The organism is Citrobacter sp. RHBSTW-00599, from assembly GCF_013784065.1.
In the GTDB taxonomy this organism is placed as follows: Bacteria; Pseudomonadota; Gammaproteobacteria; order Enterobacterales; family Enterobacteriaceae; genus Citrobacter; species Citrobacter braakii.
This window is the reverse complement of record NZ_CP056717.1, coordinates 4,611,628-4,626,537: the sequence shown is the minus strand read 5'-3', so window position 1 is coordinate 4,626,537 and position 14,910 is coordinate 4,611,628. Positions and strand designations below refer to the sequence as shown.

The following is a 14,910-nucleotide window of genomic DNA, read 5'->3' as shown; positions in this document are numbered from 1 at the left end:
GCAGCGATTTCGCTGTTTTCTCGAGGGTTTTGCTCAAAATTACAGCCCACCGTTATCGCCTTCGCGGGGAACCCATTCACTTTTAATGGATGTTACATGGCGTGTGCCGGTAACTGAATACTCTCCGACAATATCCTGATCTTTTGGCGAAACGAGAGTGATGAACTCTCCTCTACCAAAATAACTCTCGACAGAACCGATAAGGCACTCCCCATTTACCCAGACAGGAATGGCTGCGACAGGTTCAGACGTATAGTTCCCTGCAATCCCTGAACTGTAATTGTCCGCGTCTTCCTGCAACGTACCGGCAGGGATTGGGCAGATAGGGGAAACGCCGTCGCTTGCCTGTTGGTTTTGTAAAAGAATGCTTTGCATTTTGTTCAGTTCGGTAATGAGCTTTGTTTTGTCTTTGGTATTCAATTTCGGGAGTAGGGGTTGTCCTTCTTCCCGTGGTTCGATTGAATTCATATCGTATTCATAGCGATAGTGGACGGCTACGACGGGAGCCTTCTCGTCTGGGCTAAATGGACGCAACAGATAAAGCTTCTCTTCATTATATAAGCCGTTGTACCAGAGAGCGTAAACCTTACCGTTGATGCGCACCCATTGGCTCCACTGGTTGGCGCCGCGCCCATTCTCCGAAAATAGCGCCCCGGGTACGCCAAAGTTATCGTCATCCTGTTTGCCATTAACGACGACGAAGGCATTATCACCGCGTTTGAGTACGCCGGTGTAGCTGAATAATCCTGTGCCACCAACGTAGCTGTTGATGATGAGATCGCGTTTACCGTCGTCATCCAGATCAATGAGCGTAAAGTTCACGCCTCCATTTTCCGAATCGACACTAAACGTTGTGCGGGAAAATGCCTGCCACTCATCATCGCTAATCTCAAGGGAGGGTTTCGCGGTTGGTTCTGTTGAGTCTTCAGCGTAAGAGATCCTGAAATCAGTGATTTGACCGATTAATGGAAACTGACTGGCGATTTTGCTCAGTTCTAAGCCCGGATCGCTTTTTTGCATGCTCTCTACGGCGCTACGTAGCGTTTTTAGGGCCGTGTTATCCGTGTCTACATCAGACTGAGAACGTACGATGCTAACGAACGTAGGGAGCGTCCAGACACCGCCAACAGAAAGGTTTCCTTGTCCGCCGCTGCGGTATTCGTCGCGCAAGGTGAAGTTGTTACCCTCCCAGACCCAGAGCTGAATGGGATCGCTGAAACGGGCTATCTCACCGTTCTCATATTCACTGGCATCACTCGTGATTAGTTTAGGCGAAGAAGTTAGTTCAGTATTGGTTAGCCAGAGGATGGTACGTGAGCTATCAAAGCATTCGGTTTGAATGAGTACATGTTGTTTATCCACCGGAATGCGGTAATAAATGCGTTCCTGACCCTCTTCCAGTTCGCGGCAATTCATCTCGGGAGTGACCCTAATTTGGGGTTCTATTTTTTGTCGCTGCGCGGTCGTTAATGGTTCCACGTCCGGCGTGCGGATGACGGGTTGGGTGATGATAAGTGGGGCAGGCTCAGCGTTAAGCACATCATTACTGGTTTTATCTCCTGGATGCAGCACAGCGCTTTGGGTATTGATGCGTTTCTGGAATTCATCCATTTTCAGCAGCACAGCGCTCGAACCTGCATTAGAAAGCAGTAATCGTTCGCCATCTGCTGCAAACTCAATGGTATTGTCCTGACGTAAGGCGTCCAGAAACACCTTTCGCTGTTGGTAGTTGAGTTTAAAATATCCCTCTGCGGAAAACGTTAGCGCGCCTTGCTTTTGACCATCAATAAAAAGCGTGGCGTCTTTCAGGGAGGGTTGATTCGCCGTACGCTGTGCAAAAGCAACCTCGACATACACGCTGGTGTCGGGGCCAGCCGCACGTGTGAGCAGTACGCTTACCGCATGGTCACTATAACCTGCTGCCCGACAGGTACCCGTATTATCACACGCAACTTCCCAGTCTTTATGTGCAAACGAAAAACCGTTTAATGGATTGGCATACAGGGGGGCAGAGATAAAACCTGCGAGGAGAATGCAGTGCGCGAGACGCATATAATTCCTTTTAATATGTCGGTATTGCCGAAATTATATGCGGTTCACAAAAGTTACGAAATCCGAATTAAGTCAGCGCACCGCCCATACGGCACTGAGCAAAGCGCAGGATATCTTCAGCCAGGCGGTGTGCCGTTTCGACATCAGCATGGCTACGATTCACCAGCATGCGGCTCAGACAGCCCTCCAGCACCAGTTCCATCTGTTTGGCAACCATTGCAGGGTCGTCAACTTCCAGCGTCGTCAGCAGCTCATGGGTGAAGTCATGTGCCGCCTTTTTTTGCTGATCGGCTAACTGATGGAGCGGATGCCCGGGATCGGGGTAAAACGTACAGGCGGCGATAAACAGGCAGCCTGGATAGCGATTATTGCTCACGCATTCGGACAGCGCGGTGTAGCGTGCCAGTAATTTCTGTTCAGCGCTCAGGGTGTCATCCAGCAAAAGTTGACGCCGCCAGATATCCACCCGCTGGCTGAGGTAACGTAACGCATCGTACAGAATGGCCTCTTTGTCGGGCCAAAAGCGTTGTAGTTCATCAAGAGGATAATCGATACGTTCGGCCACCATTTCCAGTGTGGTATTGGCTATCCCTTGAACCTCAAGTAATTTCAGGGCTTCTCCCAGGACATCTTCACGTTGCACGGTATTCTCCTCCGTATTTCCTGTTGCAAGTGTCGCTCACGGTTGGCGATCGCGCAAATGTGCGCTGAAGGTCGCGGCATCCATAAAGCCGGTTACCCGAGCCTCCGGATGCTCTTTCCCCTCGGCGTCAAAGAACAAAATAGTCGGCAAACCTAAAACCTGTAGATGTTTCAGCAGAGCGACATCCTGGGCATTATTTGCAGTCACATCCGCCTGCAAAAGCACCGTGTCGCCTAGCGCTTGCTGAACCTGCTGATTGCTAAACGTATACTTCTCAAACTCCTTACAGGCCACGCACCAGTCAGCATACAGATCCAACATCACGGGTTTGCCTTTAGCTTGTGCCAGCGCCTGATTTAGCGCATCCACCGAAGCCACAGGCGTGAGGTTAAGGTGTGTCTGGGTTTGAGCATGCGGCACGCCGAACGCCCAGTCCTGCAATGGCCGTACGCTTACCAGCGCTGCAGCTAACAGGATAATTTGCACGATGCGCATCCAGGCGTGCTTTGCCTGCAGGCTGGTGATAAATGCCCAGCTAAAGAATGCGACGCCCAACAGCGACCACAGGCGAACGCCCCAGTCGTCGCCAATGATGCGTTCGAGTAAGAAGACGGGGAGCGCCAGAATGACAAAGCCAAAAGCGGTTTTGACATGTTCCATCCATGGGCCGCTTTTAGGTAACAGACGATTACCGAATACGGTAATTAGCATCAGAGGTAATCCCATCCCCAGCGCGTACAGATACAGCGTGCCGCCTCCCAGCCACATGTTCCCGCTCTGAGCGATATACAGCAAAATCGCGCTTAGCGGGGCCGTTGTACAAGGAGAACAGATGAGGCCGGCAATCGCCCCCATCGCAAAGACGCTACCGGGGGAACCGCCTTGTTGACGGTTACTCATCAATGTAAGGCGTGTTTGCAGCGATGAAGGGAGCTGCAGCGTGAACAAGCCAAACATCGAAAGGGCCAGCAGCGTAAAGACCACGGCAAGGCCAATCAGGACGTAAGGATGCTGTAGCGCAGCCTGGAACTGCAATCCGGCGGCCGCAACAACCAGACCCAGCGCGGTATAAGTGAGCGCCATTCCCTGGACGTAGATAAACGTCAGCAGCAGCGCGCGTCCGGTTGATAAGCGTTGTTTGCCGCCCAGCACGATACCGGAAATCAGCGGATACATCGGCAATACGCAAGGTGTAAATGCGATGCCAATTCCGATTAGCAATGCCCACAGCGCAGAGAAGGGAAGCTGGGTTGCAGGTTGTGGTCTCTCTTGCAAAGTATCGGTGGCAGGCACTGGCGCAGGTGTCGCCCTGGTATTGGCAGACACTTCACTTAATGGCACCGTTTTAGTTTCAGGCGGATAGCAAAAACCGGCGTCGGCACAGCCCTGGTATGTGACCGTTAATGTTGCGCCAGATTTAGCCTGATTGACCGTGACCGGGATAGTCAATTGTTTACGGTAAATCTCACTTTTGCCATAAAACTCATCTTCATGCCAGACGCCTGGCGGTAGTTTTACCTCGGCGATATCGGCCTGAGATGGCGTAATGCTTATCTGTTTGCGATACAGATAGTAGCCATCTTTAACCTGCCATGAGAGGTTCAGATCGTGTTGGTTTTGCTGAAAATCAAAAACAAACGCCCGATCGGCAGGAACAAACTGCGAGCGGCCAGGCGCGTCAAATAATCCGGCAAAGGTAGATGTGCTGCACAGCAGCAGGATCAGCGTAAGGATGCGTTGAGCCATGAGCGGTAATCAAAGTCTCCGTGAGTGACGGGTAAAACCAGAAGTTCAGGCGTTTGGTATGGATGATGTGACTTCAGGCAATCGAGAAGGGCTTGCTGGTGTGTGACGGTGGTTTTTAAAATCATCTGGACTTCATATTCCTGCTCCAGCTTACCTTCCCAATAATAGAGGGAGGTCGCGCCAGGCAGCAGCGTCACGCAGGCAGCCAGCTTTTCCGCCAGCACTTTGGCGGCCAGATCCTGGGCGGTTGCTTCATCCGGGGCGGTACAGAGCACCACAACGGTATCGGGGATGGAAATATCCTGACTCTTTACATCAAGCATAAACACCTCGAAAGAACAGAGTAACCAGCTAAAGAGTGGTCACTATACAACGGACGAGGGAAGGATGTTAGTTAAAGCGGGATGATGAGGAGGAGGAACAGCAGGGCGCGAAGGCACCCTGCAGTAAAGTTTTACAGCATGAAGCTGCCCAGCAAGAAGCCGAAGCAGACAGCCAAAAGCACGCCCAGAGTACCCGGGATGAAGAACGGATGGTTAAAGACGAATTTACCGATGCGGGTTGTACCGGTGTCATCCATCTGCACCGCCGCAACCAGAGTTGGGTAGGTTGGCAGAATGAACAGGCCAGAAACAGCTGCGAAAGACGCAACAGCAGTCAGTGGGGAAACGTTCAGAGCCAGAGCCATCGGCATCAGTGCTTTAGCGGTTGCAGCCTGAGAGTACAGCAGCGCAGAAGCAAAGAAGAAGATGACAGCCAGCAACCACGGATGACCCTGAATTACGCTACCTGCAGTATCTTTGATCCAGTCAATGTTGTGAGATACGAAGGTATCACCCAGCCATGCAACACCCAGGATACAAATACAGGCGCTCATACCCGCTTTAAAGGTGCTGGAGTTCAGGATGGAGTCAGTTTCAACGCGGCAGACGATCGTAGTCAGCGTCGCGACGCTCAGCATGATGATCAGGATTGCGTTGGTGGTGTTCATCAGCGGTTTAGCAACCAGGCCGAGGCTTGGGCTGTTGATGATGGCGTATACAACTACGCAAATCACGCCCAGCAGGAACAACCAAACGGAGGTTTTCGCGCCAGCTTTGATTTCAACTTGTCTTTCACCACGCAGTTCAACCAAACCTTCTTCCAGACGCTTACGGTAAATCGGGTCGTCAGACAGTTTGGAGTTGAACAGCATCGTTACCAGGAAGGACATCACCAGAACGGCCAGCAGAGTGGACGGAATGACCACGGACAGCAGGTGAATGTAGCTGATGCCATGACCTTCCATTACGGAAGACATGTAAACCACAGCTGCGGAGATTGGCGACGCCGTAATCGCAATCTGTGCAGAAACCACTGCGGTAGAGAGCGGACGGCAAGGTTTGATACCTTGTTCCTTCGCGACTTCAGCGATAACCGGCAGAGTTGCCAGAGAAATGTTGCCGGTACCGGCAAAGATAGTCAGGAAATAGGTCACGATTGGTGCAAGGATCGTGATGTATTTCGGGTTTTTACGCAGCAGTTTTTCAGTTTGATGAACCAGATAGTCCAGACCACCGGCAATCTGCATGGCAGAGATGGCAGCGATAACCGCCATGATAATGGAAATAACATCGAACGGAATATTACCTGGTTTTACGCCAATAGCGGCAAGAACCAGAACACCCAGCCCACCTGCAAATCCAATACCGATACCCCCAAGTCTGGCACCTAAAAAGATTGCCAGCAAAACGATGATAAGTTCTAAAACTATCATATTAGCCTTCCTTGTTGTTTAACAAGTTGATATTAAATTGTTGTTTTTAAGTAACTTCGAGTAAGAAAAAAGGCACGTCATCATGACGTGCCTTCTCCGGTACTACCCTACACGATTACTGTTCGCTTTCATCAGTATAACGTTTTGCTTTATAAGCAGGGTGCATCAGGTTCTGTGCAGAGAAGATATCGTCCAGTTCAGACTCGGTCAACAGACCGCGTTCCAGGACAACTTCACGTACGCTCTTACCGGTTTCGGCACAAATTTTACCGACGATGTCGCCGTTGTGGTGACCGATGAACGGGTTGAGGTAAGTAACGATGCCGATGGAGTTGAATACAAACGCTTCACAGACTTCTTTGTTAGCAGTGATACCACTAACGCATTTTTCCAGCAGGTTGTAGCAAGCATTGCTCAGAATGTGAATGGATTCAAACATTGCCTGGCCAATGACCGGCTCCATTACGTTCAGCTGCAGCTGACCAGCTTCAGATGCCATAGTAACGGTGATGTCGTTACCGATGACTTTAAAGCAAACCTGGTTTACGACTTCTGGAACAACTGGGTTCACTTTTGCTGGCATGATAGAAGAACCAGCCTGCAGTTCCGGCAGGTTGATCTCGTTCAGACCAGCACGTGGGCCAGAGGAGAGCAAACGCAGGTCGTTACAGATTTTGGACATCTTAACAGCCAGACGTTTCAGTGCGCCGTGAACCATAACGTATGCGCCGCAGTCAGAAGTTGCTTCAATCAGGTCTTCTGCCGGAACACAGGCGAAGCCAGTGACTTCAGCCAGTTTCTGTACTGCCAGCGGGGAGTATTCTTTCGGCGTGTTCAGACCCGTACCGATTGCAGTTGCACCGAGGTTAACTTCCAGCAGCAGCTCAGCGGTACGACTAATGTTTTTCACTTCTTCTTTCAACAGTACGCTGAAAGCATGGAATTCCTGACCGAGGGTCATCGGTACAGCATCCTGCAGCTGGGTACGGCCCATTTTCAGGATGTCCTGGAATTCAACAGCTTTTTGTTCGAAGCCTTCACGCAGCTGGTTCAGGGCATCGATCAGTTTGATGATGGATGCGTATACCGCGATACGGAAGCCAGTTGGGTAAGCGTCGTTGGTAGACTGACATTTGTTAACGTGGTCGTTCGGGTTCAGGTACTGATATTCACCTTTCTGGTGACCCATCAGTTCCAGACCGATATTGGCCAGCACTTCGTTGGTGTTCATGTTGACGGAGGTACCCGCACCACCCTGGTAAACATCTACCGGGAATTGATCCATGCATTTTCCGTTATTCAGGACTTCATCACACGCCGCGATGATGGCATTTGCCACACTCTTAGGAATGGTTTGCAGCTCTTTGTTGGCCATTGCCGCTGCCTTTTTAACCATTACCATACCGCGAACAAATTCAGGAATGTCGCTGATTTTGTTGTTGCTAATGTAGAAGTTTTCAATCGCTCTCAGAGTGTGAACACCGTAGTAGGCGTCCGCTGGAACTTCCCTGGTACCCAACAAGTCTTCTTCGATACGAATGTTGTTTAACATGTGAACCTTCTTTTTCAAGCTGCCAATGATTTGACTAAACACACAGGATATATGTGATTTCGATTGTTTCTCGACCGACGATTATCCCCTGCATCGGTCTGATACTCGAGATCATATGCTGGTTCAGGATTTCTACCGTAATCTGGATCACTTAAAGCGTGGAATTTACCCCTTATTTATTATTCTGTGAAATGGATCACCCCTTTAGGATTAATACTAAAAATAAGTGTACAAGCGACTTGAAATTTTGCTAACCACCTCAACATCTAATTGATGCGAGTCACATAATTCATCGGGCAGGCGTTGAAAAAAACGACTGTTATTGACAGGAGAACCCTTTGCGCTGGATACCATTACTTGCCATTTTTCTCTATGTTTACATAGAGATATCTATTTTTATTCAGGTTGCCCATGTCCTGGGTGTCCTGATGACGCTGATTTTGGTTATTTTTACGTCGGTTATCGGTATGTCTCTGGTTCGTAACCAGGGATTTAAAAACTTTTTACTGATGCAACAAAAAATGGCGGCTGGTGAAAGTCCGGCTGCAGAAATGATCAAGAGCGTGTCGCTGATCATTGCTGGTCTGCTGTTGGTACTGCCCGGTTTTTTCACCGATTTCCTCGGTCTTCTTCTTTTATTACCCCCGGTGCAAAAACATCTGACGATGAAACTGCTGCCGCATTTGCGTTTTTCGCGTATGCCGGGCGGTGGTTTTAGCGCCGGAACCGGTGGCGGTGAGACCTTTGATGGCGAATTTCAGCGCAAAGACGACGATCGCAACCGTATTGATCATAAAGACGATCCTCGGGATTAAGCATCAGTATGCGGGCCGGATAAGCGTGAGCACCATCCGGCAAAATGCTTATCTGCCGGATGACGGCGTCAACGTCGCCTTATCCGGCCTGCGGGGTAAAAACAGCCACAGCCCTGCCAGCATAATCAGCGCATACAGGCTCTTCCAGCCAACCATTGCCAACAGCAGCAGACACAGTAGACCGCCAATGACCGCCAGCATGCGATAATGCCCTTTCAGTAATCGACATCCCGCCAGCATGCACAGCAAATAAATCATAATAAAGATGCCGTTAGCATAGATGATCAACGCATCGAGATTGATTTTCAGTATATAGATGCACAACGTACTGATCACGCAGCAGCCCAATACGGCGTTTAGCGCATTGCGCGGAAGGTGACGGGGTGACAGACGCGCCAGATGGCTCTCCGGCTTATATTGCGCTTGCGACCAGACCAGCCGGGCGAAGCTTTGAATATAAATGTTGAGACTGGCAAAACAGGCCAGATAACCAATGATGCAGGCGACCCACAGTGCCTGTACGCCAAATAACTGCACGACGATCTCTGGCAGTGAGGCCGCCGCCGCCATTTGCTCACCGTAGGCGCCAAAATGAAGCACGACGACGGTGCATGCCCAATAAACAGAGCCCGCAAGCAGCAGGCCGATCATCAGCGCGCGCGGGAAATCCCGCTCCGGGTTTTTGAATTCAGATGCCAGATGGGCAAACGCTTCAAGGCCAACAAAACACCAGAACATCACCGACAGCGCGGCGAACAGTCCGGGGAGCTCAATCTCGGTTATCGTAGGGAAAGGGATTTCGCCAGGTTTCACATCGCCTGCCCACCAGATGGCGACAATGAGGGCAACAATCAATCCGGCAATGACCGTTTGCAGATTAGCGCTAGAGCTGGCACCGTGGGAGCCGATATACCAAACCAATGCCAGCGTACCGAGCTCTGCCAACAGAAGCTGTTCGTCATGCCAGCCAAACATCGCCTGACCAAATCCGGCGGCAATATGTAATGCCGCAGGCAAGCCGACGGGAATCACCGACAAAAATAGCCATCCGGTGACGCGCTCCAGGCGTGAGCCAAAGGCCATACCAACAAAATGCGCCACGCCACCCGCGCTGGGAAAATGACGACCCAGTACGGCAAAGACAATCGCCACGGGAAAGACTAAAACAATCAGCACCGGCCAGGCCCACAGGCTGTTGTTGCCGGCCACCAGCGCGGCTAGCGCAGGGACGGCGAAAACGCCTGTACCTAGCAATGATGTCGACAACAGGCCAATGCCCTGAGCCAGTCCCAGCTCTTGTTTCAGTCCGCTCATAAGTTGTTATCCGGTTATGCCCATTGACCGGGCTACAGCGCAGATTTTTGATGGTATCACAATCGTATTTGCTTATGACGACGTGACTGAAATCGTTATAAAATGTGATGCGCGTCGGCGTTTTGACGGAATTTTCTGCTGATATAAATTTTTTTTCGCTTGCCCCCTTGAAGGTACAAAGCCCCATCCCCATTTCTCTGGTCACTAGCCGGGAAACCGTTCACGGGCCGGCGTCACCCATAACTGATAAAGACTTTCTCAAAGGAGAGCTATCAATGAGTATTCGTCCGTTACATGATCGTGTGATCGTCAAACGTAAAGAAGTTGAATCTAAATCTGCTGGCGGCATCGTACTGACCGGTTCTGCAGCAGGTAAATCAACTCGTGGCGAAATCATCGCTGTCGGTAAGGGCCGCATCCTGGACAACGGTACCGTACAGCCGCTGGACGTTAAAGTCGGCGATATCGTTATTTTCAACGATGGCTACGGTGTTAAATCTGAGAAGATCGACAATGAAGAAGTGTTGATCATGTCTGAAAGTGACATCCTGGCAATTGTTGAAGCCTAATCCGCGAACGACACTGAACATACGAATTTAAGGGAAAGAGAAAATGGCAGCTAAAGACGTAAAATTCGGTAACGACGCTCGTGTGAAAATGCTGCGCGGCGTAAACGTACTGGCAGATGCAGTGAAAGTTACCCTCGGTCCAAAAGGCCGTAACGTAGTTCTGGATAAATCTTTCGGTGCACCGACCATCACTAAAGATGGTGTTTCCGTAGCCCGTGAAATCGAACTGGAAGACAAGTTCGAAAACATGGGGGCGCAGATGGTGAAAGAAGTTGCCTCTAAAGCGAACGACGCTGCAGGCGACGGTACCACCACCGCAACCGTACTGGCGCAGTCCATCATCACTGAAGGTCTGAAAGCCGTTGCTGCGGGCATGAACCCGATGGATCTGAAACGTGGTATCGACAAAGCTGTCGCTGCTGCCGTTGAAGAACTGAAAACACTGTCCGTACCGTGCTCTGACTCTAAAGCTATTGCTCAGGTTGGTACTATTTCCGCTAACTCCGACGAAACCGTAGGTAAACTGATCGCTGAAGCGATGGACAAAGTCGGTAAAGAAGGCGTGATCACCGTTGAAGACGGTACCGGTCTGCAGGACGAACTGGACGTGGTTGAAGGTATGCAGTTCGACCGTGGTTACCTGTCTCCTTACTTCATCAACAAGCCGGAAACTGGCGCAGTAGAACTGGAAAGCCCGTTCATCCTGCTGGCTGACAAGAAAATCTCCAACATCCGCGAAATGCTGCCGGTGCTGGAAGCAGTAGCAAAAGCGGGTAAACCACTGCTGATCATCGCTGAAGATGTTGAAGGCGAAGCGCTGGCAACTCTGGTTGTTAACACCATGCGCGGTATCGTGAAAGTCGCGGCGGTTAAAGCGCCTGGCTTCGGCGACCGTCGTAAAGCGATGCTGCAGGATATCGCTACCCTGACCGGTGGTACCGTTATCTCTGAAGAGATCGGTATGGAGCTGGAAAAAGCAACTCTGGAAGATCTGGGTCAGGCGAAACGCGTTGTTATCAACAAAGACACCACCACCATCATTGATGGCGTGGGTGACGAAGCTGCAATCCAGGGTCGCGTGACTCAGATTCGTCAGCAGATCGAAGAAGCAACTTCCGACTACGACCGTGAAAAACTGCAGGAGCGCGTAGCGAAACTGGCAGGCGGCGTTGCGGTTATCAAAGTTGGTGCTGCGACTGAAGTTGAAATGAAAGAGAAGAAAGCCCGCGTTGAAGATGCCCTGCACGCGACTCGTGCTGCGGTAGAAGAAGGCGTGGTTGCTGGTGGTGGTGTTGCGCTGATTCGCGTAGCGTCTAAAATTGCCGGTCTGAAAGGTCAGAACGAAGACCAGAACGTAGGTATCAAAGTTGCGCTGCGCGCAATGGAATCTCCGCTGCGTCAAATCGTACTGAACTGCGGCGAAGAGCCGTCTGTAGTGGCTAACACCGTGAAAGCGGGTGACGGTAACTACGGTTACAACGCTGCAACTGAAGAATACGGTAACATGATCGACATGGGTATCCTGGATCCAACCAAAGTAACGCGTTCAGCTCTGCAGTACGCTGCTTCTGTTGCGGGTCTGATGATCACCACCGAGTGCATGGTTACTGACCTGCCGAAAGGCGATGCGCCTGACTTAGGTGCTGCTGGTGGTATGGGCGGCATGGGTGGAATGGGCGGCATGATGTAATTTAATCTTCATACTTCAAGCCGCAGGTTCATTGGCTGCGTTCGTTTACCCCAGTCACTTACTCATGTAAGCACTGGGGGATTCATGAACCTGCCGCCTGCCTGCAACTTGAATTATTTGATTAAATACGTATCTCGCGAAAAATGAGAAACCCTCGGGCAGAAATGTCCGGGGGTTTTTCTTTTGGTCATCTTTTTAGTATATGATTCAGCTACGGACATAACGTCCAGCTCATTGATTATGGGGAATGACATGCACGTGAAATATTTAGCAGGGATCGTTGGTGCCGCGCTACTGATGGCGGGTTGTAGCTCCAGCAACGAACTGAGTTCAGCCGGGCAAAGCGTACGCTTCGTCGAAGAGAAGCCTGGCGCAGAGTGTCAACTGATTGGCACTGCAACCGGTACGCAAAGCAACTGGCTTTCTGGCCAGCACGGCGAAGAGGGTGGCTCTATGCGTGGCGCAGCAAACGATCTGCGTAACCAGGCTGCGGCAATAGGTGGTAACGTGATTTATGGCGTCAGCAGCCCATCACAGGGAATGCTGTCCAGCTTTGTTCCTACTGCCAGTGAAATGACCGGACAGGTTTATAAGTGCCCAAATTGATAAATGCTGTTGATGCCTGATGGCGACGCTAAAACGTCTTATCAGGCCTACGATACAAATTCGTCGGCCTGATAAGCGCAGAAACATCAGGCATTTTGAGCGTTATGCACAGACTGAGCGCGTAAATGATGCAGCGCGCGCAGGCACTGATCCTGATTGAGCTTTTGCGCCTTATCACCCGTCAACGTTCTGACAAACACCTGGCACGGTACACCAGAAAGCTTTTTCAGCCGTGGGCTGAAATCGAGAAGACGGCGAGTAATGGCTTCGGCCTCTTTGCTGCCGGAAGTGGCGCGAGTTTTTACTACCGAACCACAGAACTGGGCTTTTCCTTGATCATCTGTATAGCGGTAAATAATCGCCAGATAATGATTAAACAGGCTTTGTTTCCATTCGGGGTGCGTATAAGAGTCGTATTCCAGATTGTCGTTTTCTTGGCAATCAACATCGTACAGCGGCAGGAAATCCAGCAGCGATGTAATTCGTAGCGCTAATTCCCGCATGCCAGCATTATTTATTGCATGAATAACAGCATGGACCAGCACCCGAATCTGTAGTTCATTAATCAGTAATTCACGCGTTTGTCCATCATGCAGTGTCAGAGAAAATGTTAAGTTTTCGCCTTTGTCATCCACTAACATCAGCGAATTTATGCGACGATTAATGTCGGCATTTTTTAGCTCATCTTCCTGAATCAAAGGAATATTTTCGTGCATCTTTTTGCTGACTTTATCGCATTCCTTCTCATATTGCGCATGCTCTTCTTCGCTAAGCTGATGTTTGACGGATAGCCTGCTTTCCAGGGCGATAAGCAGATCTCTTAGCCCAAGCGGAGAAAGAAAAAATAACGACGATTTATTCCTTGGTTCTTTTATCTTTAATGCTAAAGCAATAAACTCATTCTTTTGACGAATAACACCGGTATTAATGCCCTTAATACTTATAACCATAAAGGTTCTCCCTAACCATATATTTATTAATATTCTGAATTTGGTTCTACTAATACAAATTATGAATTAATGATTTTATAGCACTAATTAAAATAGCACAGATTAAAAGCGTGGCTCCACTTGTGAGGATTTAAATAATAAGTAATCGTGGTGAGTGTCCGAAATCGGACACTCAATAATGGTTATTGTTGGCGTAGTTGCAGATCCAACGGCGTTTTACTTGGCTCTCCGCCAATTTCACGCGCCAGTTTGGGGACCATATAGCCGGAAACCAACGTCAGCAGTTCACGCATAATGTGACGTGCCTCATCGTCGCTGACCATAAAGTGGGCGGCACCTTGCACTTTGTCCAGTACGTGCAGGTAATAGGGCATCACCCCCGCATCAAACAGGGCGTTGCTCAGGTTCGCCAGCGTTTGTGCGTTATCGTTCACGCCACGCAGCAAAACGCTTTGGTTGAGTAGCGTGACGCCAGCGGTACGCAGTCGGACCATCGCCTGGTGAAACGCCTCATCGACCTCATTGGCGTGGTTAATGTGGTTGACCAGCAGAACCTGCAGGGAGGAGCGCGCAAAGCGCTGGACCAGTCCTTCAGTAATGCGCGCGGGGATCACAATCGGCAAACGGCTGTGAATGCGCAGACGCTTAATGTGCGGGATGGCTTCCAGTTGCGTGAGTAACCAGTCCAGTTCATGGTCCTTGGCCATTAGCGGATCACCACCGGAGAAGATAATCTCATCCAGCTCAGGATGCGCGCTAATGTAGTCCAGGGCGACCTGCCAGTTGCGTTTATTGCCCTGGTTTTCGGCATACGGGAAGTGTCGGCGGAAGCAATAGCGACAATTTACCGCGCAACCGCCTTTAACCAACAACAGCGCCCGATTGCGATATTTATGCAGCAAACCGGGGACCACGCTGTGCTGTTCTTCCAGCGGATCGGTCGAGTAGCCAGGTGCAGCAACAAACTCTTCCTGGGAAGTAAGTACCTGACGCAAAAGCGGATCGTCCGGATTGCCTTTTTCCATACGAGCAATAAAGGCGCGCGGTACGCGCAGGGCGAAAAGTCGTCTCGCGTCGCGTCCGGCCAACAGTTTTTCATCTGCGTCTATATTCAAAAGATGCAGAAGTTCATCAGGATCGGTCACAACATCGGCAAGTTGCGATAACCAATCTTCTCTGGATGGGGTATTTAGGGTTACAATATGCGCCATTTTGTG

At 50.4% G+C, this 14,910-nt stretch carries 13 protein-coding genes; 4 read left to right on the top strand and 9 right to left on the bottom strand.

Annotated elements, in window-relative coordinates:
* Nucleotides 1-39: 39 nt before the first annotated feature.
* The 6 genes from HV243_RS22460 to aspA form a co-directional block, all read right to left on the bottom strand.
* The gene (locus tag HV243_RS22460; RefSeq protein ID WP_046274479.1) at nt 40-2,052 is read right to left on the bottom strand and encodes a DUF1176 domain-containing protein; all 2,013 of its coding nucleotides are present in this window, start codon (nt 2,050-2,052) and stop codon (nt 40-42) included.
* Between the two features lie 67 nt (nt 2,053-2,119).
* Nucleotides 2,120-2,695 carry a transcriptional regulator gene (locus tag HV243_RS22455; protein WP_046274478.1) on the bottom strand — a complete coding sequence of 192 codons (576 nt, stop codon included), beginning with the start codon at nt 2,693-2,695 and terminating at the stop codon, nt 2,120-2,122.
* A gap of 36 nt (nt 2,696-2,731) precedes the next feature.
* A complete protein-coding gene (locus HV243_RS22450) occupies nt 2,732-4,441 on the bottom strand; it encodes a protein-disulfide reductase DsbD (protein ID WP_053390048.1) in 1,710 nt (569 codons plus the stop codon).
* Nucleotides 4,417-4,764 (bottom strand): divalent cation tolerance protein CutA, encoded by a 348-nt coding sequence (gene cutA, locus HV243_RS22445; RefSeq protein WP_003025447.1) that lies wholly within the window; start codon nt 4,762-4,764, stop codon nt 4,417-4,419. The genes HV243_RS22450 and cutA overlap by 25 nt, the downstream gene beginning before the upstream one ends.
* Nucleotides 4,765-4,895: 131 nt before the next feature.
* Entirely contained in the window at nt 4,896-6,197 is a 1,302-nt protein-coding gene (dcuA, locus tag HV243_RS22440; RefSeq protein ID WP_016151387.1) for an anaerobic C4-dicarboxylate transporter DcuA, read from the bottom strand.
* Nucleotides 6,198-6,312: 115 nt separating this feature from the next.
* Complete coding sequence (gene aspA / locus HV243_RS22435) at nt 6,313-7,749, bottom strand: aspartate ammonia-lyase (RefSeq protein ID WP_016151388.1); 1,437 nt, start codon at nt 7,747-7,749, stop codon at nt 6,313-6,315.
* Between the two features lie 338 nt (nt 7,750-8,087).
* On the opposite strand from aspA, the gene HV243_RS22430 reads away from it, so the two are divergent.
* Nucleotides 8,088-8,564: an FxsA family protein gene (locus tag HV243_RS22430; protein ID WP_016151389.1), complete on the top strand. Its 477-nt coding sequence runs from the start codon at nt 8,088-8,090 to the stop codon at nt 8,562-8,564.
* A 48-nt stretch (nt 8,565-8,612) separates the two neighbouring features.
* Here the strand turns inward: HV243_RS22430 and yjeH are convergent, their stop codons facing one another.
* Nucleotides 8,613-9,878 carry an L-methionine/branched-chain amino acid transporter gene (gene yjeH / locus HV243_RS22425; protein WP_053390047.1) on the bottom strand — a complete coding sequence of 422 codons (1,266 nt, stop codon included), beginning with the start codon at nt 9,876-9,878 and terminating at the stop codon, nt 8,613-8,615.
* A gap of 275 nt (nt 9,879-10,153) precedes the next feature.
* Here yjeH and HV243_RS22420 point away from each other — a divergent pair, with 275 nt between their 5' ends.
* The 3 genes from HV243_RS22420 (at nt 10,154) to HV243_RS22410 (ending at nt 12,743) form a co-directional block, all read left to right on the top strand.
* Nucleotides 10,154-10,447, top strand: coding sequence for a co-chaperone GroES (locus HV243_RS22420; RefSeq protein ID WP_000027827.1), 294 nt, complete (start codon nt 10,154-10,156; stop codon nt 10,445-10,447).
* A gap of 43 nt (nt 10,448-10,490) precedes the next feature.
* Complete coding sequence (gene groL, locus HV243_RS22415; protein WP_053390046.1) at nt 10,491-12,137, top strand: chaperonin GroEL; 1,647 nt, start codon at nt 10,491-10,493, stop codon at nt 12,135-12,137.
* A 252-nt stretch (nt 12,138-12,389) separates the two neighbouring features.
* Nucleotides 12,390-12,743: a DUF4156 domain-containing protein gene (locus HV243_RS22410; RefSeq protein ID WP_053390045.1), complete on the top strand. Its 354-nt coding sequence runs from the start codon at nt 12,390-12,392 to the stop codon at nt 12,741-12,743.
* An 86-nt stretch (nt 12,744-12,829) separates the two neighbouring features.
* Here HV243_RS22410 and yjeJ read toward each other — a convergent pair whose 3' ends face one another.
* Together yjeJ and epmB are read right to left on the bottom strand one after the other, a co-directional pair.
* On the bottom strand, nt 12,830-13,693 hold the full coding sequence (yjeJ, locus tag HV243_RS22405; RefSeq protein WP_053390044.1) for a YjeJ family protein: 864 nt from the start codon (nt 13,691-13,693) through the stop codon (nt 12,830-12,832).
* 182 nt (nt 13,694-13,875) lie between these two features.
* On the bottom strand, nt 13,876-14,904 hold the full coding sequence (gene epmB, locus HV243_RS22400) for an EF-P beta-lysylation protein EpmB (RefSeq protein ID WP_047358982.1): 1,029 nt from the start codon (nt 14,902-14,904) through the stop codon (nt 13,876-13,878).
* Nucleotides 14,905-14,910: the final 6 nt, after the last annotated feature.